22 protein-coding genes are annotated in these 25,147 nt (G+C 57.5%); 11 read left to right on the plus strand and 11 right to left on the minus strand.

The genetic code is table 11. The features are described 5' to 3' along the window. The first annotated feature begins 64 nt into the window (after nt 1-64). The 5 genes from dps (at nt 65) to ybiO (ending at nt 5,509) form a co-directional block, all read left to right on the plus strand. Nucleotides 65-568: a DNA starvation/stationary phase protection protein Dps gene (dps, locus tag FHW71_RS08475; RefSeq protein ID WP_036647916.1), complete on the plus strand. Its 504-nt coding sequence runs from the start codon at nt 65-67 to the stop codon at nt 566-568. 322 nt (nt 569-890) lie between these two features. Then, entirely contained in the window at nt 891-1,637 is a 747-nt protein-coding gene (glnH, locus tag FHW71_RS08480; protein WP_036647919.1) for a glutamine ABC transporter substrate-binding protein GlnH, read from the plus strand. Between the two features lie 85 nt (nt 1,638-1,722). Further along, complete coding sequence (gene glnP / locus FHW71_RS08485; protein ID WP_007887744.1) at nt 1,723-2,382, plus strand: glutamine ABC transporter permease GlnP; 660 nt, start codon at nt 1,723-1,725, stop codon at nt 2,380-2,382. Further along, nucleotides 2,379-3,101, plus strand: a complete 723-nt coding sequence (gene glnQ, locus FHW71_RS08490; RefSeq protein ID WP_061723607.1) for a glutamine ABC transporter ATP-binding protein GlnQ — start codon at nt 2,379-2,381, stop codon at nt 3,099-3,101. Before glnP ends, glnQ begins: the two co-directional genes overlap by 4 nt. A 131-nt stretch (nt 3,102-3,232) precedes the next feature. Then, nucleotides 3,233-5,509, plus strand: coding sequence for a mechanosensitive channel protein (gene ybiO, locus FHW71_RS08495; RefSeq protein ID WP_179451443.1), 2,277 nt, complete (start codon nt 3,233-3,235; stop codon nt 5,507-5,509). A gap of 2 nt (nt 5,510-5,511) precedes the next feature. On the opposite strand, the gene rlmF is transcribed toward ybiO, so the two are convergent. Continuing rightward, nucleotides 5,512-6,438: a 23S rRNA (adenine(1618)-N(6))-methyltransferase RlmF gene (gene rlmF, locus FHW71_RS08500; RefSeq protein WP_179451445.1), complete on the minus strand. Its 927-nt coding sequence runs from the start codon at nt 6,436-6,438 to the stop codon at nt 5,512-5,514. 127 nt (nt 6,439-6,565) lie between these two features. On the opposite strand from rlmF, the gene FHW71_RS08505 reads away from it, so the two are divergent. After that, nucleotides 6,566-7,195: a flavin reductase family protein gene (locus FHW71_RS08505; protein ID WP_179451447.1), complete on the plus strand. Its 630-nt coding sequence runs from the start codon at nt 6,566-6,568 to the stop codon at nt 7,193-7,195. A gap of 80 nt (nt 7,196-7,275) precedes the next feature. On the opposite strand, the gene hutH (FHW71_RS08510) is transcribed toward FHW71_RS08505, so the two are convergent. The 7 genes from hutH (FHW71_RS08510) to hutI all read right to left on the minus strand — a co-directional run bounded on the left by hutH (FHW71_RS08510) (nt 7,276) and on the right by hutI (nt 14,250). Next, nucleotides 7,276-8,757 (minus strand): histidine ammonia-lyase, encoded by a 1,482-nt coding sequence (hutH, locus tag FHW71_RS08510; protein WP_179451449.1) that lies wholly within the window; start codon nt 8,755-8,757, stop codon nt 7,276-7,278. After that, nucleotides 8,754-9,548, minus strand: a complete 795-nt coding sequence (locus FHW71_RS08515; protein ID WP_061717240.1) for an ATP-binding cassette domain-containing protein — start codon at nt 9,546-9,548, stop codon at nt 8,754-8,756. Before FHW71_RS08515 ends, hutH (FHW71_RS08510) begins: the two co-directional genes overlap by 4 nt. A gap of 1 nt (nt 9,549) precedes the next feature. Beyond that, nucleotides 9,550-10,278 (minus strand): ABC transporter permease subunit, encoded by a 729-nt coding sequence (locus tag FHW71_RS08520; RefSeq protein ID WP_008102563.1) that lies wholly within the window; start codon nt 10,276-10,278, stop codon nt 9,550-9,552. 11 nt (nt 10,279-10,289) lie between these two features. Further along, nucleotides 10,290-11,009: an ABC transporter permease subunit gene (locus FHW71_RS08525; RefSeq protein ID WP_036647922.1), complete on the minus strand. Its 720-nt coding sequence runs from the start codon at nt 11,007-11,009 to the stop codon at nt 10,290-10,292. 12 nt (nt 11,010-11,021) lie between these two features. Then, nucleotides 11,022-11,873 (minus strand): transporter substrate-binding domain-containing protein, encoded by an 852-nt coding sequence (locus tag FHW71_RS08530; RefSeq protein ID WP_154192011.1) that lies wholly within the window; start codon nt 11,871-11,873, stop codon nt 11,022-11,024. A 371-nt stretch (nt 11,874-12,244) separates the two neighbouring features. Further along, nucleotides 12,245-13,036, minus strand: coding sequence for an N-formylglutamate deformylase (gene hutG, locus FHW71_RS08535; RefSeq protein WP_179451451.1), 792 nt, complete (start codon nt 13,034-13,036; stop codon nt 12,245-12,247). After that, nucleotides 13,033-14,250: an imidazolonepropionase gene (hutI, locus tag FHW71_RS08540; RefSeq protein WP_179451453.1), complete on the minus strand. Its 1,218-nt coding sequence runs from the start codon at nt 14,248-14,250 to the stop codon at nt 13,033-13,035. Before hutI ends, hutG begins: the two co-directional genes overlap by 4 nt. A gap of 85 nt (nt 14,251-14,335) precedes the next feature. Here hutI and FHW71_RS08545 point away from each other — a divergent pair, with 85 nt between their 5' ends. Both FHW71_RS08545 and FHW71_RS08550 read left to right on the plus strand, forming a co-directional pair. After that, nucleotides 14,336-15,691: a formimidoylglutamate deiminase gene (locus tag FHW71_RS08545; protein WP_179451455.1), complete on the plus strand. Its 1,356-nt coding sequence runs from the start codon at nt 14,336-14,338 to the stop codon at nt 15,689-15,691. Continuing rightward, a complete protein-coding gene (locus FHW71_RS08550; RefSeq protein WP_179451457.1) occupies nt 15,688-16,227 on the plus strand; it encodes a HutD family protein in 540 nt (179 codons plus the stop codon). The genes FHW71_RS08545 and FHW71_RS08550 overlap by 4 nt, the downstream gene beginning before the upstream one ends. Here FHW71_RS08550 and hutC read toward each other — a convergent pair. Then, the gene (gene hutC / locus FHW71_RS08555) at nt 16,211-16,966 is read right to left on the minus strand and encodes a histidine utilization repressor (RefSeq protein ID WP_008102577.1); all 756 of its coding nucleotides are present in this window, start codon (nt 16,964-16,966) and stop codon (nt 16,211-16,213) included. The genes FHW71_RS08550 and hutC overlap by 17 nt on opposite strands. 319 nt (nt 16,967-17,285) lie before the next feature. Between hutC and hutH (FHW71_RS08560) the strand changes: the two genes are divergently transcribed. From hutH (FHW71_RS08560) to FHW71_RS08570, 3 genes are all read left to right on the plus strand, one after another. Further along, the gene (gene hutH, locus FHW71_RS08560) at nt 17,286-18,839 is read left to right on the plus strand and encodes a histidine ammonia-lyase (protein ID WP_179451459.1); all 1,554 of its coding nucleotides are present in this window, start codon (nt 17,286-17,288) and stop codon (nt 18,837-18,839) included. A gap of 10 nt (nt 18,840-18,849) precedes the next feature. Next, a complete protein-coding gene (gene hutU, locus FHW71_RS08565) occupies nt 18,850-20,535 on the plus strand; it encodes a urocanate hydratase (protein WP_179451461.1) in 1,686 nt (561 codons plus the stop codon). Between the two features lie 189 nt (nt 20,536-20,724). After that, a complete protein-coding gene (locus FHW71_RS08570; protein ID WP_179451463.1) occupies nt 20,725-21,882 on the plus strand; it encodes a M20 aminoacylase family protein in 1,158 nt (385 codons plus the stop codon). A 64-nt stretch (nt 21,883-21,946) separates the two neighbouring features. Here the strand turns inward: FHW71_RS08570 and ybiB are convergent, their stop codons facing one another. Beyond that, nucleotides 21,947-22,915, minus strand: a complete 969-nt coding sequence (gene ybiB / locus FHW71_RS08575; RefSeq protein ID WP_179451465.1) for a DNA-binding protein YbiB — start codon at nt 22,913-22,915, stop codon at nt 21,947-21,949. 45 nt (nt 22,916-22,960) lie between these two features. Then, nucleotides 22,961-25,105 carry an ATP-dependent DNA helicase DinG gene (gene dinG, locus FHW71_RS08580; RefSeq protein WP_179451467.1) on the minus strand — a complete coding sequence of 715 codons (2,145 nt, stop codon included), beginning with the start codon at nt 25,103-25,105 and terminating at the stop codon, nt 22,961-22,963. Nucleotides 25,106-25,147 lie beyond the last annotated feature (42 nt).

Consider the following 25,147-nt stretch of genomic DNA (forward strand, 5'->3'; position numbering starts at 1 on the left):
AAAACTGCTGCTATACTTATTTCCGTGCTTGATTAGGACAACCATCAATAAGAGGACATTAATGATGAGTACCGCAAAACTGGTTAAAACTAAATCGTCTGATCTGATTTACACCCGTAATGACGTCGCTGACAGCGATAAAAAAGCGACCATCGAGGTGCTCAACCGTCTGGTAGTGGAGTTTATTGACCTGTCGCTGATCACCAAGCAGGCGCACTGGAATATGCGTGGCGCTAACTTTATTGGCGTACATGAGATGCTGGATGGTTTCCGTGCGGCCATTACCGATCACCAGGACACTATCGCTGAACGTGTAGTTCAGTTAGGCGGCGTAGCGCTGGGTACCACTCAGATCGTTAACGATAAAACACCACTGAAAAGCTATCCGTTGAACATTCATAGCGTGCAGGATCACCTGAAAGCGCTGGCCGATCGTTATGCGATTGTGGCGAATGACACGCGCAAAGCCATTACTGAAGTGAGCGATGAAGACACCGCTGATATCTTCACTGCGGCATCGCGCGATCTGGATAAATTCCTGTGGTTTATCGAATCGAATATTGAATAAATCTCAGTGTTATAACGAAGGCGGGAATTCCCGCCTTTTTTTACGTCTGTAACATTGTGGTGCTTTTTTTGACGTCGTTAACAATTCCTTAATCCCTTCTTTCGCTCTCCCCGCCCTTGGTGCACACTGTGCCTGCACCACAACAGCACCACGCACCAAAATGAAGCACCAATAAGGTGCAAAACTTTTCTTCTGCGCAAAATCGTGTCAGCAAGTGCTTAAAACTACTGATTTCCTGCAAAATGAAAAGTTGGCATAATTTTTTCATATGATACGCCGTACAGCAGGCCACAAGGCCTGAAGGGTAATAAGGAAAAAAATGATGAAGTCATTGATTAAAGTCTCCGTGGCCGCGTTAGCGCTGGCCTTCTCGCTTTCTTCCACCGCAGCAGACAAAAAACTGATCGTCGCGACCGACACCGCATTCGTTCCCTTCGAGTTCAAACAAGGCGATAAATACGTCGGTTTTGATATCGATCTGTGGGATGCCATCGCGAAAGAATTGAAACTCGATTACGCCTTTAAGCCAATGGATTTCAGCGGCATCATCCCTGCACTGCAAACCAAAAACATTGACCTGGCGCTGGCGGGTATCACCATTACCGAAGAACGTAAAAAAGCCATTGAGTTCTCTGACGGCTACTACAAAAGCGGCCTGCTGGTGATGGTGCGCGAGAACGAAAAAGACGTGAAGAGCATTGACGATCTGAACGGCAAAGTGGTTGCAGTGAAGAGCGGCACCGGTTCGGTTGATTACGCGAAAGCGCACATCAAATCGAAAGATCTGCGTCAGTTCCCGAACATCGACAATGCTTACATGGAGTTAGGCACTAACCGTGCTGACGCTGTGCTGCACGATACCCCGAACATTCTGTACTTCATCAACACCGCCGGTAAAGGCCGCTTCAAAGCGGTTGGCGAGTCGATTGAAGCGCAGCAGTATGGCATCGCGTTCCCGAAAGGCAGCGACGACCTGCGTGAAAAAGTGAACGGCGCACTGAAAACCCTGCGCGACAACGGCACTTACAACACCATCTATAAAAAATGGTTCGGTACTGAACCAAAATAATTGCGGCTTAAGCCGATTTTTCCAGCAGGGAGCTTAACACTCCCTGCTTTTTACATTTCCACGCAACAGATTTTGGAGTCACACCATGGAGTTTGACTGGAGCGTCATTTGGCCTGCCCTGCCGATTTTAATCGAAGGCGCCAAAATGACCCTGCTGATCTCGGTCCTCGGCCTGGTCGGCGGTTTAATTATCGGTTTAGTCGCCGGTTTTGCCCGCGCCTACGGCGGCTGGATCACCAACAACATCGCCTTAGTGTTTATCGAACTGATTCGCGGTACGCCAATCGTGGTTCAGGTGATGTTTATCTACTTCGCCCTGCCGATGGCTTTCCCGGATCTGCGTATCGATCCGTTCAGCGCGGCGGTGGTCACCATCATGATCAACTCCGGCGCCTACATCGCAGAAATCACGCGCGGTGCGGTGCTGTCGATCAACAAAGGCTTCCGTGAAGCGGGTCTGGCGCTGGGTCTGTCGCGCCGCGAAACCCTGCGTTACGTGATCATGCCGCTGGCGCTGCGCCGTATGCTGCCGCCGCTGGGTAACCAGTGGATTGTCAGCATCAAGGATACGTCGCTGTTTATCGTGATTGGCGTGGCCGAACTGACGCGTCAGGGTCAGGAGATCATTGCCGGTAACTTCCGCGCGCTGGAGATCTGGAGCGCCGTTGCCATTATCTATTTGGTTATTACGTTGGTGTTGAGCTTTGTGCTGCGCCGTATTGAGAAAAGGATGAAAATTCTGTGATTGAATTTAAAAACGTCTCGAAGAATTTCGGCCAGACTCAGGTTCTGCACGACATCAACCTGAAGATCAATCAAGGCGAAGTGGTGGTGATTATCGGGCCGTCCGGTTCCGGTAAATCCACGCTGCTGCGCTGCATCAACAAGCTGGAAGAGATCACCACCGGCGACCTGATTGTCGATGGCATGAAGGTTAATGATCCGAAAGTGGATGAGCGCCTGATTCGTCAGGAAGCGGGCATGGTGTTCCAGCAGTTCCATCTGTTCCCACAGATGAGCGCGCTGGACAACGTTGCCTTTGGCCCGATTCGCGTGCGCGGTGCGAAGAAAGAAGAAGCGCATAAGCTGGCGCGTGAATTGCTGGGTAAAGTTGGCCTCGCCGAGCGCGCACATCACTTCCCGTCTGAGCTTTCCGGTGGTCAGCAACAGCGCGTGGCGATTGCCCGGGCGCTGGCGGTGAAGCCGAAGATGATGCTGTTTGATGAGCCAACCTCAGCGCTGGATCCCGAGCTGCGTCACGAAGTGTTGAAAGTGATGCAGGATCTGGCGGAAGAAGGCATGACGATGGTCATCGTGACGCACGAAGTCGGTTTCGCCCAGAAAGTGGCTTCGCGTCTGATCTTTATCGATAAAGGTACCATTGCAGAAGATGGCAACCCGGACGATCTGATCACCAACCCGCCAAGCGATCGTCTGCGCGAATTCCTGCAGCACGTCTCCTAATCCGTAGGGTCGCCATTCATGGCGACCTTCTTCTTACCCGCACCCAACAATTTTCCTTTCAGAATCCTAACCTTCCATCACTGACTATACTTCTCTCTTGTGCCGCTGCGCGAAGCTAAAGGAGAAAAGCGATGTCGTCTGCCAGCCCACCATGGCGTTTAGCCATGTGGTTACTCTTCAGTTTGTACACTCTGTTTGTCATTGCCCCGGCGCAGGCGGTTAATCTGCCGCAGGCGGCCGTTGCAGCTCAGCAGTCACAAACCCCGGCAACGAATAGCACAGCCGAAAGCGAACCCAGCTTAGACGAGAAAAAAGCCGCCTATGCCGCATTGGCGAATATTCTGGATAACAACGCTTCGCGCCAGGAGCTGATCGATCAGTTACGTCAGGCTGCAAACAGTAAATCCACCAGCGAACCGCCGGTGCTGGCACCGCCGCAGGCCAATGAAGAAGATCCCACGGTGCTGGAGAGCGTCACCAGCGTGACGCGTGAATATGGCGGCGCGGTAGCCGCGCAGTTTGTCCAACTGCATGACAACATCACCAATGCGCCGCACAAAGCCTTTAACCAACAAACCTTCCTCAACGCGCTGAAATACTTTGCCGCCCTCGCCGCCTCGGTGTTTGCGTTTTACTGGCTGACACGCCGTATGATGTGGCCGATCTGGCGACGCATGGGCCGCTGGGGACGCAATCAAAACCTTGAGCGCACCAAGTGGCTGCACCTGCCCGCTACCATCTTGATGGCCTTTGTACTCGATATTGTGCTGCTGGCGCTGACGCTGTTTGTCGGGCAGATCATCAGCGACAACTATCACAACAACAACCGCACCATCGCCTATCAGCAAGGTCTGTTCCTTAACGCCTTTGCGTTGATTGAATTCTTTAAAGCGGTGCTGCGTCTGATTTTCTGCCCGCGCTTCTCCACGCTGCGCTTCTTCCACTTAACTGATGCGCGCGCCAGCTACTGGAACACACGTTTGAGCTGGCTGAGCGGCATCATCGGTTATGGTTTACTGGTGGTGGTGCCGATTGTCTCCAATCAGGTCAACATTCAGGTGGCCGCATTGGTCAATATGCTGATTATGGGGATCATGACCGGCTGGGCGCTGTGGCTGATTTTCCGCAACAAAAACAACATCCATCAGGAGTTGTCGCGTCTCGCCGATCGCAGCATGAGCTTCTTTGCGCTGTTCATCCGCGCCTTCGGCATGGTGTGGCACTGGCTGGCCAGCGCCTACTTTATCGCGCTGTTCCTGTTCTCGATCTTCAATCCCGGCGACAGCCTAAAGTTTATGATGTCCGCCACGGTGCGCAGCCTGGCGATTGTGGTCATCGCCGCGCTGATTTCCGGCATGCTGACACGCTGGATTGGCAAAACCGTCACGCTGTCGCCCGATATGCGCCGCAACTATCCCGAGCTGCAAAAGCGCGTCAACGATTGGGTGAAAGCACTGCTGAAACTGGCGCGCGTGGTCACGGTATTTGCCACGCTGTTGCTACTGCTCAACGCATGGAATCTGTTTGATCTCTGGCACTGGCTCACTCTTGGTACCGGCCAAAAAATGGTGGATGTCCTGATTCGCATCGTGATGATTGTGCTGCTGTCGGCAATCGGCTGGACGTTGCTGGCGAGTCTGATCGAAAGCCGCCTCGCCTCGGATTCGCACGGCCGCCCGATGCCGAGCGCGCGCACCCGCACGCTGCTGACGCTGTTCCGCAACGCGCTGGCGGTGGTGATCAGCACCATCACCATTATGATTTTGCTGTCGGAAGTGGGTGTAAATATTGCACCGCTGCTGGCCGGTGCCGGCGCGCTCGGTCTGGCTGTGTCGTTCGGTTCACAAACGCTGGTAAAGGACATCATCACCGGCATCTTTATCCAGTTTGAGAACGGCATGAACACCGGTGATTTAGTCACCATTGGCCCAATCACCGGCACGGTAGAACGCATGTCGATTCGCTCAGTGGGCGTGCGTCAGGATACCGGCGCGTATCACATTATTCCGTGGTCATCGATCACCACCTTCGCCAACTTTGTGCGCGGCATCGGATCGTTTGTGGCGAACTACGATGTGGATCGCAGTGAAGATACCGAACGCGTTAACCAAACGCTGCAGGGCGCAGTGAAAGAGCTGCTGGAGAACCCGGAGATTCGCGGCATGGTGATTGGCGAGCCGAGCTTTGCCGGATTAGTGGGATTAACCAACCAATCCTTTACCGTGCGCGTGTCATTCACCACCCAGCCGCTGAAGCAGTGGACGGTACGTTTTGCGCTGGATGATAAGGTGAAGAAGCATTTTGATGCGGCCGGCATTAAAGCGCCGCACCAAACGGTAGAAGTGATGCAAACCGGCAGCGATATTGCCTCTGCTGCCAGCTTACCGGCGTTGCCGCCGGCGCAATAAGCTTAGCGTTTCAGCCGTTTGGCGCGTGTTGCCGGCGGCTGGAACGTCCAGGCGATAAAGCGGCTCTGCTTCTGCCCTTGCGCCATTTCGATGATGCGTACTTCATAGGCATCAAGATCGCGCAGCTGATCGCGCAGCGCCGGTAAATTCTCTTTGCGCGAGACCAGCGAGGTGAACCAGATAATATGGTCGGAGTACGCCACGCTTTCAGCGATCATCTGGCCGACGAACTTACGCTCGCCACCGTCACACCACAATTCATTATGATGACCACCAAAATTGAGCGGCGCGTTTTTGCCCAGGCCGAGGTTACGCGTTTTACGCTGACCTACGGTGGCCGCCTCTTCCGCAGATGCGTGGAACGGCGGATTGCACAGCACCGCGTGATAGCGCTCATTCTTATGCACCACGCCAGCGAAAATCGCCGAGGTATCCTTTTGCCGACGCAGACGCACGGCGCGCTGCAAGCCCGGATTACTCGCCACAATCTGTCCCGCAACGGTAATCGCTTCGGCGGTGATATCGGTACCGGTAAAACGCCAGCCATATTCGGCGTTGCCAATCAACGGATAGATGCAGTTCGCGCCGCAGCCGATATCCATCACATCCAGATCGCGTGGCACCACGCCGCCGTTGTCGCCTGCCAGCAGATCGGCCAGCGCGTGCACATAATCGGCACGGCCCGGCACCGGCGGCGTCAGATAACCTGCAGGCAATTGCCAGTTGAGGTTATAGAACAACTTCAGCAGCGCCTGATTCAGCAGCATCACCGCTTCAGGATCGGCGAAATCCACCGACAACTCGCCGTAGCCGTTGGGACGCACTTTCACCGCCAGCGGCGGATGGGCTGCGGTCAGAGCAGCAAAATCATAACGGCCTTGATGGCGGTTACGCGGATGGAAAGGTGACGTGGCGGCTGGCTTGTTCATAGTTTCTCCGGAAAATAGCGCGGGCGTAAGATACTCTGGCTAGCGGCATCGCACAATGCGCTTAATCGAATTCACCGTATTAGATGAGATTAGTGCACCACACTCAGGTTCCTTTATAAGGATAGTTATGACTCGTCAGCGTTACTCTTATCAGCCCCGCGCTGGACACGGTTTGCCACACGATCCTTTGAATGCGATCGTCGGCCCTCGCCCAATTGGTTGGGTCAGCTCACAAAGCGCCAGCGGCGTGCGCAATCTAGCGCCCTACAGCTTCTTTAACTGCTTCAACTATCATCCGCCCATTATCGGTTTCGCCAGCAGTGGCTGGAAAGACAGCGTGCAGAATATCTCGGAAACCAAAGAGTTTGTCTGGAATCTGGCGACGCGTCCGCTGGCCGAGGCGATGAATGAGAGCTCCGCGTCGGTGCCGTCTGAACAGGATGAGTTTGCGCTGGCAGGATTAACGCCGCTTGCCGCTTCACACGTCAATGTCAGCATGGTGGCGGAAAGCCCGGTGAATTTTGAGTGTAAGTTGACGCAGCTGATTCAACTGCAGGATGCGCAAGGCAAGCCGATTGATAGCTGGCTGGTGATGGGCGAAGCGGTCGCCATTCATATTGATGAATCACTGCTGGAAGAAGGTATCTATCAAACCGCCAAAGCGCAGCCAATCCTGCGTGCCGGTGGCCCGTCGGCCTATTACGGCATCAGCGAAGAACTGCGCTTTGATTTGGTGCGCCCGGATGCGCGCCGCTGATCGGCTAATCGTCGGCCAGGTCGCCATAAATGGCGCCCCTACGACCGGGTTTTGTAGGGTCGCCATTCATGGCGACCGCGTTACAAACCGCTCTTCAACACCTGCACCGCACGCGCAATCTCTGGCGCCAGCCAGCGATCTTCCTGCCAGTTAGCCACCACCGCGCGCAGGCGACGTAATGCCTGCGCCGTCCCTTGCGCCAGCTGCTCTTCGCCGTGGAAATCCAGCGCCTGCGCCGCCAGCAGATACTCAATCGCCAAAATCTGCCACACGTTGCCCACCAGCTTCATCAGCTTGAGTGCCGCGCCGGTACCCAAGCTGAGATGATCCTCCTGCAAACCCGAGGTCACATAGTTATCCAGCACCGCCGGTTGCGCCAGCTGGCGATTCTCCGCACAGAGTGATGCTGCCACGTACTGCGCAATCATCATGCCGGAGTTGACACCCGGCTGCGCCACCAGAAACGCCGGTAAGCCGCTCACCAGTGGATTGACTAACCGATCCAGCCGCCGCTCGGCGATGCTGCCGACTTCCGCCATGGCAATCGCCAGCAGATCCGCCGCCATCGCCACCGATTCGCCGTGCGGATTAGCCTGCGACACCACGCGCCAGTTATCCGGCGTGCCGAGCACCAGCGGATTATCGGTGCAGGCATTGAGTTCGGTCTCAATCTGGCGCGCCGCATGATCGAACTGATCGCGGCTGGCACCGTGCACCTGCGGCATGGAGCGCAGGCTAAGCGCATCCTGGGTGCGAATGCCGACGCTGGTCGCCAGCAGCGGGCTATCACTCAGCAGTGCGCGTAAGCGCTGACCGCTCAGCTGCATGCCAGGACTGGCTTTCAACGCGATCACCTCGGCATCAAAAGCCACCAGCTGTCCACGCAGCGCCTCAAAACTCATCGCGCCGGTGACATCGGCCCAATCCAGCAAACGCGCCGCATCATCCAGCGCCAGGCAGGACAAGCCGGTCATGCACGGCGTGCCGTTGACCAGGCTTAACCCCTCTTTGGCACCCGGACGATAGGGCTGTAATCCCGCCAGCGTTAACGCCTGCGCGGCAGGCATGATCTGGTTTTTATACTTGACGTCGCCAACACCAATCAGCGCCAGCCCGATATGCGCCATATGGCTGAGATAGCCTACCGAACCCTGCGACGGCACCTGCGGCGTAATCTGCTGATTGAGCAGCGCCAGGAGATGCTGCACCAGCGCCACCGACACGCCCGATTTGCCGTGGCTGTAATTGGCAATTGCCGCACACAGAATGGCGCGCACCTGCTCACGCGTCAGCAGCGGGCCAACGCCACAGGCGTGACTCAGCAGCGTATTGCGCGACAGCTGGCTGAGCTGATCTTCCGGCAGCGTGATGTTGCACAGCGCGCCCAATCCGGTATTGATGCCGTAAGCAATCTGGCCGCTGGCGACAATCTCATCGACAATCGCGCGCCCTTGCGCAATACGCTGCCAGGCGCTAGCACTCAAACTGAGTTCCGCGTTGTGCCGCGCCACCTGCACCAGCTCTTGCCAGGTTAATAGGCTGTCGCCCCACACGATAGTCATGCTGGCTGCTCCGCGCCGTGATGGCTGGAGATAAACTGCTTAAAGCGCTGCGATCCCTGAGCGCCAAACATCTCTTCCGGCGCGCCCTGACAATCAATAGTGCCCTGATGCATAAACACCACGCGGTTAGAGACATTACGCGCAAAGCCCATTTCGTGCGTCACCACCAGCATGGTGCGCCCCTCTTCGGCCAGGCTGCGCATTACTTTTAGCACTTCGCCCACCAGCTCCGGATCGAGCGCTGAGGTCGGTTCATCGAACAGCATCACTTCCGGATCCATCGCCAGCGCGCGGGCAATCGCCACGCGCTGCTGCTGGCCGCCCGACAGCTGCGCCGGGTAGAAATCTTTGCGATTGAGTAAGCCGACGCGATCCAGCAGTTGCTCCGCCTGGGCGATGCAGCTTTTCTTATCGCGCTTCAGCACATAGTGCGGCCCTTCAATGACGTTTTGCAGCACCGTCATGTGTGACCACAGATTAAAGCTCTGGAACACCATGCCGAGGCGTGAACGCAAACGCTCAATCTGCTTCGGATTGGCCGCCAGCTGATGGCCGCGCGCATGGCGTTTCATCTCAATGGTTTCGCCACCGACGCTCACCACACCGGCGTCCGGCGTTTCCAGCAGGTTGATGCAGCGCAGCAAAGTACTTTTGCCTGAGCCGCTGGCACCAAGAATCGAGATGACATCGCCTTTATGCGCCTGCAGCGAAATGCCTTTCAGAACTTCCATCGCGCCAAAGGATTTATGGATATCGGTGGCGGATAAGGTAACGGGTGATGTGGAATGCATATTACTCTCCGGCAAGCGGTTTAACGGCGGGCAACGGCTTTTTTGCGACACGATGCGCCGGGGTCAGACGACGCTCTAACAGCGCGTACAGCTGGACGATAATAAAGTTGAGAATCAGGTAGATCGCCGCCGCACAGACAAACACTTCCATGGTGCGATAGGTACGCTGAATGATCTGCTGCGCCACGCCGGTCACGTCCCAAACGGTGACGAGGCTGGCGAGCGCGGTGGATTTCACCAGCAAAATCGCTTCGGTGGAGTACGCCGGCAGCGCATAGCGCAGCATGATTGGTGCGATAATGCGGCGCAGCAGCAGCCAGCGCGACATACCGCAGGCGAGGCCCGCTTCCACTTGTCCAGCTGGCACGGCGAGCAGCGCCCCGCGCAAGATCTCGGCGGTATAAGCTGCTGTACAGAGTGACAGCGCCAGTACCGCGCAGATAAAGGGTTCGCGCAGGAACGGCCAGACGAAGCTGTGACGGATCACGCCAAACTGCCCAAGACCGTAATAGATGAGAAACAGCTGGATCATCAGCGGCGAGCCGCGAAACACCAGAATGTAGCCGCGCGCGAAACCGCTCAGCACGCGCCAGCGGCTCATGCGCAGGGACAAAATACCAATCGCCAGTAGGCCGCCGCAGATAAAGGCGCTGATAAACAGGCCAAGCGTCACCGGCAGCGCGGCGCTCAGCTTGAGAAAGGTATCAAAGAGAAAAGCGAAGTCGATCATGCTGCTGCTCCTTAATGCTGTGCCGCAGTGCGACTTTGCCACGCACGACCAAGGCGCGATTCCGCCCGACGAAACGCATGATTAGACACCAGCGTCAGCACCAGATAACAGGCGCCGCCGATCAGATAGAAAGTGAAGTAATCGCGCGTGGATCCCGCCGCAACCTGGCTGGCGCGCATCAGCTCAACGATGCCGGTGACCGACACCAGCGCCGAATCTTTCAGGCTCATCTGCCACACGTTCGACATGCCCGGCAGCGCATAACGCACCACCTGCGGCAGCAGAATGCGTTGCGCGATACGCCAGCGCGGCATGCCAATCGCCACCGCGGCTTCCACCTCGCCTTTCGACAGCGCCAGCCGCGCCGCGCGATACACTTCACCCTGATACGAACCAGAGATGAGCCCGATAGCCAGCGCACCAATCAGGAACGGCGGCGCTTCGATAAAGCCATCCGCGCCGAACATCTGCCCAACCAGCGTAATCAGGCCTGATCCCCCGAAATAGAACAGGTAGATCACCAGCAGTTCCGGGATGCCGCGAAACACCACCGAATAGCTTTCACCCAACCAGCGCAGCCAGCGCTGAGGCGATAATTTAGCGGCCGCCACACCGGAACCGACCACCGCACCAATCATCAGCGCCACCAGCGACAGCAGCAGCGTGGTGCAGGCGGCACTCAGGATCAGGCGGCCCCAACCATCAGCACCAAAACTCAGCAGGCTCATCATCTTTCACCTCACTTACGGGGTTACGTCAGTTTTAAACCACTTCTCACTGAGCTTTTTCACCGTGCCGTCAGCCAGCGCGGCATGAATTGCCTCATCCAGCTTGGCCTTCAGGTCGTTATCCGCCATGCGCACGCCCATCGCTTCGCCCTCGCCCCAAATTGGGCCGCCGAGCTGAGGACCGCTAAAGATCAGATTGTTGTTCTCTTTGCGCGCCAGCATCGATTGCGCAAAGGTCACGTCATCGAACACCGCATCGATACGGCCCGATTGCAGATCGAGCATCGCATCCGCCGACGAGGTGTATTCGCGTACGTCAGCATCGCCTTTGAAGTACTTATCGATAAATGGCGTGTAAACCGTGCCGGAGGCGATACCGATGGTTTTACCCTTCAGCGCCGCCTTCAGCGGAGCAATTGCCGCGTTGATCTCTTTCTCATCGTCATGCAGCTTGATGATGTTGTGATCGGCCGGCAGTAGCGGATTGTCTTTGGTGGTGATAAAGGTGGCGGGCGTTGAGGCATATGGCGTGGTGAAGTTGACCACTTTTTTGCGATCCGGCGTGATAACAATCGCATCCATGATCACGTCATATTTACCGGCGTTGAGGCCAGCGATCATGCCGTCCCAGTTCTGCACTACCAGCTTGCACTGAATGCCCATGCGCTTGCACAGGTCTTCCATCAGTTCCGGTTCAAAGCCGCCTAACTTGCCGCCCGGCAGCGTCAGGTTCCAGGGTTCATAGCTGCCTTCGGTAGCGATGGTGATCGATTTCCACTCTTTCGCCTGTACGGCAATGCCGCTCATCATCAGGCTGGCAAACAGGGTCGTGAGGCAAAAACGGCGAATCTGAACACGGTGCGTCATGCGGCTTCTCCTGGCTATTAATCGAGTTTGTCAGTCTCTGCTTGTGCAATATTTGCAGATGACCTTTCATGTATATACAAGTTAGCGTGCGGCAGATCATTGTCGGCATAAGCTTTTTGTGAGCCAGCCAGTATAAAAATTAATAATCGCTGCGTGGTCTTTACTTGTACATACAACCTAGCAAGCGCTATGCCAAATCGGCAAAGCCGCAAAATCAGGAGGATTGTCACGCAATGGACGTAATGTTGCACTGTGGTGTAGCAGAGAATGCATTGAGATGGTGCAGTAGGGTCGCCATTAATGGCGACCGTCTAAAATGTACTCACAGCGTTAATTGGTCGCCATTAATGGCGACCCTACGAATGTGGTTTTTATTGAGGTTTACCCGCTGCAAGAAACGCCTGCATCAGCGGTTTCAGCACCTTCTGCAGCTGCGCAGCGCGATCCTGCTGCCAGGCAAACGGCGGAGTTTCATCCATATAATTGAGCTGCGCCAGCTCCAGCTGCACCGCCTGCACGCCCAGCTCCGGCTGGCCGTAGGCGCGGGTAATGTAGCCACCTTTAAAGCGCCCATTCGCGATCCAGCTGTAATCTTGCTGCTCGCTACAAACCTGCTTAATCGCGTCGATAACCGCCGTTGAACAGCTGGCACCATCGTTAGTCCCGATGTTGAGATCCGGCAAACGTCCCTCAAACAAGCGCGGGATCACCGAAGCGATCGAGTGCGCATCAAACAGCAGCGCGTAACCGTGCTGTGCTTTGAGCCGCGCCAGCTCCTGTTGCAGCTGCTGATGATACGGTTGCCAGATGGTGTCCAGATAACCCTGACGCACCTCGGCGCTCGGCGTTTTACCTGCAGCAAAGGTTGGGCTGCCGTCAAACAAGGTTTCCGGATACAAGCCGGTGGTCGCCGTGGTGTAGAGCGGCTGATTATCCGCCGGCCGATTAAGATCGATTACAAAACGCGAATAGTGACCAATCAACACGCTGGCACCAAGATCGCGCACAAAGTCATACAGCAGCGGCAAGTGCCAGTCGGTATCCGGCAGGCCGCGCGCGGCGTCGCTCAAACCGGCATCCACTTCTGGCGTTAATTGCGTACCGGCGTGCGGAATGCTGACCAGCAGCGGAATCTTGCCGGCGGTGAAATGAAAAGGTGTCATTGCGCTTCTCCACGATAAATAACCTGGCACGGCAATTCGCCGCCCAGCCAGTAAACCAGCTCTGCCGGACGCGCCAGCGGCCAGTGAACAAAATTCGCGACCTTGCCCGCTTCCAGCGAACCGTGCGAGTGCTGTAATCCCAGCGCTTTGGCGCCCCACAAGGTCACGCCCGCCAACGCCTCTTCCGGCGTCAAACCAAATAGCGTGCAGCCCATATTCAGCATCAGACGCAGCGAAAGCGCCGGTGACGTGCCCGGATTGGCATCGCTGGCCAGCGCCATCGGCACGCCGTGTTCACGGAATAGCGCCACCGGCGGACGCTGAGTTTCGCGCAACAGATAAAACGCGCCCGGCAGCAACACCGCAACGGTGCCGTGCTGCGCCATCGCTTGCGCATCGGATTCGGTAGCGTATTCCAGATGATCGGCGGAAAGCGCACCGTAACCCGCCGCCAGCGCCGCACCGCCGAGCGCCGAAAGCTGCTCGGCGTGCAGTTTCACCGGCATGCCCAATGCTTTGGCTGCATCAAATACCGTGCGAACTTGCTCAGGCGAAAAGGCCAAATGCTCGCAAAACGCATCGACCGCATCCGCCAAACCTTCAGCTTTCACCTGCGGCAGCAGGCGCTGGCAGATGATATCGATCCAGCCTTGCGGGTTGTCTTTAAACTCCGGCGGGAAGCCATGCGCTGCCAGGCATGTAGCTTGAACATCGGCGGGTACCGTTTCCGCCAGCTCACGAATGGCGCGCAGCATGGTCAGCTCGCTGGCTTCATCAAGACCGTAACCGGATTTGATCTCCACCGTGGTGACACCTTCCGCCAGCAGACGATCCAGCCGCCAGCGCGCACTCGCTACCAGCTCTTGCTGGGAAGCGGCGCGGGTGGCGCGCACCGTGGAGAGAATGCCGCCGCCCTGCGCAGCAATTTCCGCATAGCTCACGCCATTGAGGCGCTGCTCAAACTCCTGGCTGCGATCGCCGCCAAACACCAGATGCGTATGGCAATCCACCAAACCGGGCGTGATGATGCCGCCGGAAAATTGGTGCTGTTCACGCGCGGCAAAAGCCGGGCATTCGCTGCGCGGCCCCACCCAAATCAGTTTTCCCTGATCGACCGCCAGCGCGCCATCGGCAATCAGATTGTAGTGTCCGTCACGCATCGTCACGATGTCGGCCCCCAGCCACAGGCTGTCGATCTGCTCTGTTTCTGCCATCCCACTCCCCTTCGCGTTCGGCGATTTACACCAGGCTTCAAAGTATGTATATGTATATACAACCTTTCGCCATGCAGGATCAACCATGACAACCTATTTTGCCCCACGCGCGCTGCTGGCCGACGGCTGGCATGAGCGCGTGCTGATGACCACCAACGCAGCCGGACAGATCACACAACTCGCGCCCAACAGCGAGCCCGGCGAGGCCACGCGTCTTGCCGGACCGGTGATTCCAGCGATAGCGAATCTGCATTCACACGCCTTCCAGCGCGCGATGGCAGGACTGGCCGAAGTGGCGGGCGATCCGCAGGACAGCTTCTGGACATGGCGCGATCTGATGTATCGCATGGTGCAGCACCTGTCGCCCGAGCAGGTTGGCGCCATCGCCACGCATCTCTACATCGATATGCTGAAAGGCGGCTACAGCCAGGTGGCGGAATTCCACTATTTGCACCACGATGCGCACGGCAAACCCTACGCCGATGATGCTATGCAGCTGGCGTTGATGGCGGCGGCAGAAACCGCGGGCATCGGCCAAACCTTGCTGCCGGTGCTCTACAGCTACAGCGGTTTTGGTTCGCAGCCGGCCAGCGACGGCCAGCGCCGTTTCATTCAGCAAACCGACGCCTATCTGCAACAGCAGCAGCGCGTGGCAAGCTGGAGCGCGGATAAGCCGCTGCTTAATCATGGCATCTGCTTCCATTCGCTGCGCGCGGTGAATGAAGCGCAGATGCAAGAGGTATTAGCCGCCTGCCCGCAGGATGTGCCGGTGCACATTCACGTCGCCGAGCAGGAGAAAGAGGTTAACGACAGCCTGGCGTGGAGCGGCGAACGTCCGGTGGCGTGGCTGCTCAATCGCTTCAAGGTCGATCAGCGCTGGTGTTTAATTCACGCTACCCATCTTGATGACGATGAAATTCAGCGCATGGCGGCGAGCGGCGCGGTGGCGGGCTTGTGTCCGACCACCGAAGCCAACCTCGGCGACGGCATTTTCCCGGCGGTGGACTACATCGCGCGCGGCGGTCGCTGGGGCATTGGCTCCGACAGCCACGTGTCGCTCAGCGCATTGGAAGAGCTGCGCTGGCTGGAGTACGGTCAGCGACTGCGCGATCGTCGTCGCAACCGCATCACCTTGCCCAATCAACCTTCCGTCGGCGATCTGCTGTGGCAGCAAGCCGCACAGGGCGGTGCGCAGGCGTGTGGTTTGTCGGCGGGTGAACTGGCGGTTGGCAAACGTGCCGACTGGCTGGTGCTGGCAGAAGACGCGTTCCTCAGCAGCGTCAGCAGCACATCTCTGTTGAATCGCTGGCTGTTTGGCGGACAGCGCGAACAGATCCGCGACGTGTTCGTGGCGGGTAAACAGGTGATTAGCGCAGGCCATCATGCGGCAGAAGAGCACGCGGCAGCGAACTTTGCCGAGGCGATGAGGGCGTTGCAATGAGAACCCGTTTTGCCTATGACCAGCTTCCGGTCAGCCGCTGGCGCAATGGCGGCGGTGAAACGCGGGAAATCGTCAGCTATCCGCCGGGCGAGGCACAGTTTGCCTGGCGCGCCAGCATCGCCACTATCTCCGCCGACGGGCCGTTTTCGCCCTTCCCCGGCATCGATCGGGTGATTACCTTGCTGCACGGTGACAGCGTTTTACTTGAGAGTGAACAGGCTCAGCAGCGCTTAACCCCGCTGCAGCCGTGGGCGTTCCCCGGTGAATGGGCGATTGAAGCCACGATTTCTGGTAGCTGTCAGGATTTCAATATCATGACGCGGCGCGACAGCTGGCGGTCTGCGGTGAGCATCGCGCAAGAAACGGTCAGCAGTGAAAACGGCGTGGCGTGGGTGGTAGCGGGCACATGGCAAACATCGGCCGGAGAAAAGCTGACGGTGGATCAAGGGATGTGGTGGCTGGATGAAAAGTTACAGCTGGCACCACAAACGTCGGATGCCAGACTGTTATTTGTCACGCTTAACCGTGTCCTCTAAAGCGACCCAGCAACTTATAGCGTGATCCTGGATAAAGCAGGCGCGCGTAGGTCACAATCTTGTTGTCGCTCCACGTCTGACGACGAATCAACAGGCACGGCTCATGTTCATCCAGCGCCAGATGCTTACGCTGGCGCAGATCCGGCAGCACCGCTTCAACAATATGCTCACCGGCGGTCAGCGGGGCGACGCGCATCAAATAGGTGTACGGCGTCAGCTGATGATAATCCTGACTGAGATAATCCGGCGCCACCAGCGGATTAACCAAACGATCTTCCAGCTGCACCGGCAGATCGTTTTCGTAATGTACAATCAGCGAATGGAACAGCGTTTGCCCGGTGGATAATCCCAGCACCGCCGCCTGTTCGGGATCGGCCTTCATCTGCCCAATCGACAAAATCTTGCAGCTGTGACGATGACCGCGCTGCGCAATTTCATCGGCGATGTTGTGCACTTCGAGCATCGCGGTATAGCCCTTCATCTCTGCGACAAAGGTGCCGACGCCCTGCATGCGCACCAGAAAACCTTCGCTGGTGAGTTCTCGCAGCGCGCGGTTAATGGTCATACGACTGACGCCCAGCTCGTTTACCAGTTCACTTTCAGACGGCACGCGCTGATTAGCTTTCCAGTGGCCTTCACGGATCTGGCTAACGATTGCCTGCTTCACCCGCTGGTAAATCGGCGCAGGCTCATCGCCCATCGCCGCAGCCAGCTGTGCTACTGCTGTTTGCTCCGCCATTTCCTGTTCCTTTAAAGAATAATGCCCAAAGTTTACTGTCTCAGCCGGTAAATGTATATACATCTAATTGTGCAATCCGCCCAGCATTGGTGCAGCTTTCGTGCCATTGCGGTGCAATCCCGCTGCGGTTGCGCCTGTTTCACCGCTTTGCGCCGCAATTCACAGAACAAGAACAATCTGGCATAGCGCTTGCTACTTGTATAGACAAGATTAGACACTTATGCTTCACTCATCGCAATCCACGGCAAATCGGACAGCCACATCGCAAAATATTGGCGTCCAATTCATGCCAGATCACTTGTATAGACAGGAGTAGACTATGTCAGGTTCGGTTCAGGAAATTCGCCTCGTTCCCGGTGAAGTGGACCTCGCGACCTTGCGCAGCATTTATCAAAGCAAGGTAACGCTCACGTTGGCCGATGAAGCGCGCGCAGCGATTGCCCGTGCCCATGAAACCGTCGATGCCATCGTCGCATCCGGCAAAGTGGTGTACGGCATCAACACCGGTTTCGGCAAGCTGGCGCAGACGCAGATCCCTTCGGCGCGGCTGGCAGAGCTTCAGCGCAATCTGGTGCTGTCGCACAGCGTTGGCCTGGGCGATTTGCTGCCGGACAATGTGGCGCGTTTGGTGGTTGCCACCAAAATTATCAGCCTGGCGCGCGGTCACTCTGGCGTGCGCATCGAACTGATTGAAGCGCTGCTGGCGCTGTTCAACGCGGGCGTGATGCCGTGCATTCCGGAGAAAGGATCGGTTGGCGCGTCAGGCGATCTGGCGCCGCTGGCGCATATGTCGCTGATGCTGCTGGGCGAAGGTCAGGTACGCGTCGATGGCGAATTGATACCCGCGATCGAAGGCTTAGCGCGCGTTGGCCTGCAGCCGATAGTGTTGGGCCCTAAAGAAGGTCTGGCGCTGCTCAACGGCACGCAGGTCTCTAACGCGCTGGCGCTGCGCGGTCTGTTCGAAGCGGAAAACCTGTTCGCTGCCGGCCTGATGGCCGGTGCGTTGTCGCTGGAAGCCATTAAAGGCTCGGTGAAACCTTACGATGCGCGTATTCACGAAGCGCGCGGTCAGGTGGGACAGATTAACGTTGCCGCCGCCGTCTCCTCTTTATTATCCGGCAGTGAAATCCTCGGCTCGCACACCAACTGTGGCCGCGTGCAGGATCCCTACTCGATTCGTTGCGTACCACAGGTGATGGGCGCCTGCCTGGATAACCTGACGCACGCCGCGCGCGTATTACAGATTGAAGCCAACGCCGCCTCCGATAATCCGCTGGTGTTCAGCGACAGCGGCGATGTGATTTCCGGCGGTAACTTCCACGCCGAGCCGGTGGCTTTCGCCGCCGATATTCTGGCGCTGGCGATTGCCGAAATCGGCGCGATCTCCGAGCGTCGTCTGGCGCTACTGCTGGATACCGGTCTTTCCGGTTTGCCGCCTTTCCTCGTCAATGATGGCGGCGTTAACTCCGGCTTTATGATCGCCCAGGTTACCGCAGCGGCGTTGGCATCCGAGAACAAATCGCTGGCGCATCCGGGCAGCGTTGACAGCTTGCCGACCTCCGCTAACCAGGAAGATCACGTCTCGATGGCGACCTACGCAGCCCGCCGCCTCGGCAGCATGTGCTTCAACACCGCTGCTGTAGTGGGTATTGAAGCGATGGCCGCCGCACAAGGCATTGATTTCCATCGTCCGCTGCAAAGCTCGCCGACGCTGGAACAGGAGATGAGCCGCATTCGCGAGAACGTGGCCTTCCTCGATCACGACCGTTTACTGGCGCCGGATATCGAATCCATGCGTCTGTGGGCCAGCGCATCCGCATGGCCTGAATCCCTTACCGCGCTGCTGCCAAGCCAGCGTAAGACTGTTAATTAAGGAATCGATGATGAGCGAAACTTTGACTCAGGCTGTAGCCCGTGAAATCCGTGCGCCGCGCGGTAATGAATTGCACTGCGCCAACTGGTTGATTGAAGCGGCTTACCGCATGATCCAGAACAACCTCGATCCTGACGTGGCAGAGCGCCCGGAAGATCTGGTGGTGTACGGCGGTATCGGTAAAGCCGCGCGTAACTGGGAGTGCTTTGAGCAGATCCTGCGTTCGCTGCGCGCGCTGCAGCCGGAAGAGACGCTGCTGATCCAGTCCGGCAAACCGGTGGGCGTGTTCCGCACGCATGCCGATGCACCGCGCGTGCTGCTGGCTAACTCGAATCTGGTGCCACATTGGGCCAACTGGGATCACTTCCACGAGCTGGATCAAAAAGGCCTGATGATGTACGGCCAGATGACCGCCGGTTCGTGGATCTACATCGGTGCGCAGGGCATCGTGCAAGGTACTTTTGAAACCTTCGCCGAAGCCGGTCGCCAGCATTACGACAGTAATCTCAGCGGTCGCTGGATCCTCACCGCCGGTTTAGGTGGCATGGGCGGCGCACAACCGCTGGCTGGCGTGTTGGCCGGTGCCAGCGTGCTGGCCATTGAGTGCCAGGAATCACGCATCGATTTCCGTATCCGTACTCGCTACGTTGACCACAAAGCCTATACGCTGGACGAAGCGCTGGCGCTGATTGACCAGGCGAATAAAGAGAAGCGCGCCATTTCTGTTGGCCTGCTGGGTAACGCCGCTGAAATCGTGCCGGAGCTGGTGAAACGTGCCAAAGCGGGCGGCATGAAGCCGGATATCGTCACCGATCAAACTTCGGCGCACGATCCGATTAACGGTTATCTGCCGGTCGGTTGGGATGTGGCGCGCTGGGAAGCAGAGCGTGTCAGCAACCCGAAAGCGGTGGAGAAAGCCGCGCGCGCCTCAATGGCGGTGCATGTGCAGGCGATGCTGGACTTCCATCACATGGGCGTCCCGACCGTGGATTACGGCAACAACATCCGTCAGGTGGCGCTGGATGAAGGCGTGAAAAATGCCTTTGATTTCCCTGGCTTTGTGCCGGCCTATATTCGTCCGCTGTTCTGCGAAGGCAAAGGCCCGTTCCGCTGGGTGGCGCTGTCAGGCGATCCGGAAGATATCTTCAAGACCGATGCCAAGCTGAAAGAGCTGTTCCCGGATCACCAGAATCTGCACCGCTGGCTCGACATGGCGCAGGAGCGCATCGCCTTCCAGGGCTTACCGGCGCGTATCTGCTGGCTGGGTCTTGGCGAGCGTCACAAAGCGGCGCTGGCGTTCAACGAGATGGTGCGTAATGGCGAGCTAAAAGCGCCGATCGTCATTGGTCGCGATCATCTGGATTGCGGTTCCGTGGCGTCACCGAACCGTGAAACCGAAGCGATGAAAGACGGCTCGGATGCGGTATCCGATTGGCCGCTGCTGAATGCCCTGCTGAACACCGCAGGCGGCGCGACCTGGGTGAGTCTGCACCATGGCGGCGGCGTCGGCATGGGCTTCTCGCAGCACTCAGGTGTAGTGATCGTGTGTGACGGCACTAAAGAAGCCGATGCGCGCTTAGGCCGCGTGTTGTGGAACGATCCGGCCACGGGCGTAATGCGTCACGCGGATGCCGGTTATGAACTAGCGCAGAGCTGCGCAAAGGAACACGGCTTAAACCTGCCGATGCAGAAATAACGTTCACCTCGCGCAGTATCATCTTAGGGTCGCCATTCATGGCGACCTCTTTTATTAAAACCCGCATATTCCATTCCGCTATAGCCTATAGCCAAATTATTCCGTTCCGCGATAGACGCCGCCATGCGCTTGCCACTACAGTAAATACATTATTTTGCAGCTCACGCTGCTAATGGAGAGCCTTACTTTATGAGCCTGCCTGCTGCACTGCTGGAAAACGCCCTCGACTGGCGTCGTCAGTTACACCAACATCCTGAACTGGGTTACCAGGAGCAGCAGACCAGCGAGCTCGTTGCAAAGGTACTCACCGATGCCGGATTACAGGTATTTCGTGGCTTAGCTGGCACCGGCGTGATCGGCACCTTAGAGAACGGTCCCGGACCGGTTATTGGTCTGCGTGCCGATATGGATGCGCTGCCGATCACCGAAAAAGGCGCGCCACAGTGGAAGTCGCAAAAAGCCGGCATCATGCACGCTTGCGGCCATGATGGTCACACTTCTATGCTGCTGGCTGCGGCCTGTCAGCTGGCGGTCACGCGCAACTTCAGAGGTACCATTCACTTCATCTTCCAGCCCGCCGAGGAGAATCTGGGTGGCGCGCGCAAGATGGTAGAAGAAGGTCTGTTCCAGCGCTTCCCGATGGATGCGGTGTACGCCATGCACAACTGGCCAGGCATGCCGGTCGGCACGCTGGCGGTGAACCCGGATGCGATGATGGCGTCACTCGACTCGTTCGAAATTACGCTGCACGGTAAAAGCTGCCATGCGGCGATGCCGGAAAGCGGTGCCGATCCAATGGTGGTCGCTGCCGAGCTGATTCTGGCGCTGCAAACCATTCCGTCGCGTCGTCTGTCGCCACTGGCTTCGGCGGTGGTGAGCGTGACGCAGATTCACGGTGGTGAAGCGATTAACGTCATTCCTGAGCAGATTGTGTTGCGCGGCACGGTGCGATGTTTGCAGACCGACGTGCGCAATCGCGTGCGCGGTCTGATTGAAGATTTTGTCACTACGTTGCCGCGCCCGTTTGGCGTCAGCGGCGAGATTCACTGGTATCCCGGTTATCCGGTCACCGCCAACCATGCAGAGCAAGCCGAACAGGTGCGTACGGTGGCGGTTGATGTGCTCGGCGAGTCGCAGGTGCATTGGCAGGTGAACCCTTCAATGGCTTCGGAAGATTTTGCATGCATGATGGAAGCCTGTCCCGGCGCCTATTTCTGGCTCGGTGCCGATGGCGCAACGCCGTCCGCCCCGCTGCATAACGCCCATTACGATTTTAATGATGAGCTGCTGCCGATCGGTATTACCTTCTGGCAGCGGTTGGTGGAGAGCGTGCTGGCGAAGGCGTGATTACGTGTTTACGGTCGCCATGAATGGCGACCCTACGAAAACCTTGCGATGCGCCTGGCAGAACTCAGATTCTCGCTTGCTGTAAGCGCCCTTCCGCATCCACCATGCTGGCCGATTCCCCGGTCGCCACCAAACAACACGCCAGCTGCAAACGCAGCGCATGCGGTACCGCGCGCTCCCCGGCTAACACCTGATTGATCCACGCGGCGGTATCGTGCGCGCTTTTGCTTTCCGGCAGTTCCACACTCACTTCCGGCTGGCGCTCAACCCATACTTCCGCTTCTGCACCCGCACCGCGAATGTAGTTAATCGCCGGGCAGCGCTGCGGATTGGCATACACCTCACCTTCGGTGCCGTTGAGCAGAATCGCCGGTGCATCAATATCCTGGAAGAATTTCCCTACGCGCGGCACATATTCCGGATGCGAGACGCTGGCCAGGCGCAGCGCGGCGCGTTCGGCAAACGGCGTCGCCAGTTTCGCCAGCGTATGCGCACTGTTACGCACGCCCATGCGCCAGCGCAGCGACAGCTGTTGCGCCATCGGCGCGCACAGATGATCAATGGTGATAAATGCCAGCTCGCCGTTATCCAGCTTCGCCTGCGCCTGTGCGGCGGAGGTCACGGGCGCGATGTCCAGCGCCGCCAGCACCGCTTCGGTGGTGATGCGGGTGGGATCGTCGCTAACGCCATGCAACAGCACCGGAAAACCGAGTTTCACCAGCAGCAGCGCCAGCAGCGGCGTCAGATTGCCCTGACGACGCGCACCGTTGTAGCTGGGAATAACAATCGGCATCGGACGATGAGCCGGTGCCTGCAACCGCATCATCTGCTGCTGCATCGCGTGGTAAAAACCGCGCATCTCCTCTTCGCCTTCGCCCTTGATGCGCAGCGCAATCAGCACGCCACCCAATTCCAGCTCCGGCACTTCACCGGCCAGCATCGCGCTGTAGAGCGCCTGCGCGGTGTCGAAATCGATATCGCGCGCGTGATTTTTACCGCGCCCAATCTCTTTAATGATTTTATTCAGTTCCATCAGGCATTCCCGCTTCCAGGGCGCGCCGCCGTGCGGCTGCCAAAGTTAGATTTTCTTACTGCGACTTTTTTTCGGCTTGTCACTGCTGGCTTCCGGCATCGGCGGTTGCTCAATCGGGAACACCGGTAACGCGGCCAGCAGTCGGCTGCCATAAGCTTTGTTGAGCAGTCGGCGATCGTAAATTACGATTTCGCCAAAGCAGCTGTGGCTGCGAATCAAACGTCCTACCTGTTGAATCAAGGTAAAGGAGGCGCTCGGCAAGCTCTGCACCTCGAACGGATAGCGTTTCAGGCTCTTCAGCCATTCGCCCTCGGTCAAAATTACCGGACTGTCCACCGGCGGAAAAGCGATTTTATGGATATGCACCTGCGACAGCAGATCGCCTTTCAAATCCAGCCCTTCGGCGAACGATTGCAGGCCAACTAAAATGCTGGTTTTACCGGCTTCAACGCGTTCCCGGTGCAGCGCCACGAGGCGCGAACGCGGCTGGTCACCTTGCACCAGCATTGATAAACGCAGCTCCGGAATGTGCGCGACAAACTGCTGCATCGCGCGGCCGCTGGCGAACAGCACCAGCACGCCTTTGTGCTTCTCTTCGGCGATCTGCTGACGGAAGAAACGCGCCATCTCGGCGATGTGCTCCGCTTCCTGCGCCATCTGCGGCTCAAACTGCATCTGCGGAATCACCAGTTTGCCCTGATCGATATGGTTAAACGGTGAATCCAGCGCCACAAAGCGGTCGCCGGCTTTCTCGCTCAGCCCGGACATCTCCTGCAAACGGTTAAAGCTGTTGAGCGATCGCAAAGTTGCCGAGGTCACCACCACATGCGGGATTTTGCGCCACAGGATTTTTTCCAGCTGATCGCTCACGCGAATGCCCGCGCAGTGGAACAGCAGATGCGCCTGGCCTTCACGGACCTCACGCGTAATCCACTTCGACACCGGCGCATTCGAGGCTTTCTCCATCGCCGCCAGCCGCCACAATTTACTGATTGATTCGAACCAGCCGAAGTGGCGATTGAGCTGAATAATCGCTTTATGCAGCCGCATGATGTCAGCTTTACCGGTTTGATCGCCCAACTCGTTGAGCAGGCCTTCGCTCAGGCCACGCAGCGCATCGCTCAGTTTGAACAGCCGCGCGCACAGGCTCAGCAGCTCTTCCGGCAATTCACCCAGCACAAAGCGGAACTCGCCCGGCTGATTATGGCCCGGCAGCAGCGGATTGAGGGCATCGCAGAGAATCTGCAGCAGCTCACGCATTTCATCGCAGTGACCTTTCAGGCGTTCTGGATTGGTGAGCGGCGGCGGTGATTTTGGGCGAAACTGCGCCATGATGGTTTCCACCAGCCGCACAAACAGATCGAGCTGTAGGCTGCTCCAGCCTGGCGTGATCTCCGCACTCATCTCCAGCGCATCGCGCGCCACTTCCGGCAGATGATGGCCTTCATCCAGCACCAGCATCAGGTTTTTCGCCGGCGGCAGCACCGATTCATTCTCCATCGCCGCCATCACCAACGCATGGTTGGCGACCACCACATCCGCCTGCTCAATTTCGCGACGTGCGACAAAGAATGGGCATTCGCGATACCAGCGGCAGTGATGGCCGAGGCAGTTGGCTTTGTCGGTGGAAAGGCGTTGCCACAAGCTGTCGTCAATGTTGACATCGGTGTGATCGCGCAAGCCATCCCAGCGGTAGCTGCTAAGCTGCTTCTCCAGCTTGGCACAGAATTTCTGCTCCTCTTTCGAGCCGGTGACCGCCTCTTCATCAAGATAGAGCAGCAAATCGCCCTGCTGATCTTCAGTCGCCGCCAGCGCCGCAAGGTTGCGCGGACAAACATAGCGTCCACGGCCAAAGGCAGCGGTGAAAGTAAGATCGGGGATGATTTTCTTCAGCAGCGGCAGATCCTTGGTGAAGATCTGATCCTGCAACGCCACGTTGGCGGTGCTGATCACCAGCCGTTTTTCCTCGGCGCGGCTCACCGCAATACCGGGAATTAAATAAGAGAGGGTTTTGCCGACGCCGGTTGGCGCTTCAATCGCCAGATGACGCCCTTCGTCACCGGCCAGACTTTTCGCCACTTCGGCAATCATCTGGCGCTGCGGCGCGCGCGGGATAAAGTCAGGAACCTGCTGCTGCAGCGCCTTATACCATTGCGCAATCTGGCTTTTTATCGCTGCTGTCAGGGCCATTTTCGTTACTGTTTGCTGAATTGGCCTGTATTTTTACACAGT

This window comes from Enterobacter sp. Sphag1F (assembly GCF_014193275.1).
Classification (GTDB): domain Bacteria; phylum Pseudomonadota; class Gammaproteobacteria; order Enterobacterales; family Enterobacteriaceae; genus Pantoea; species Pantoea symbiotica.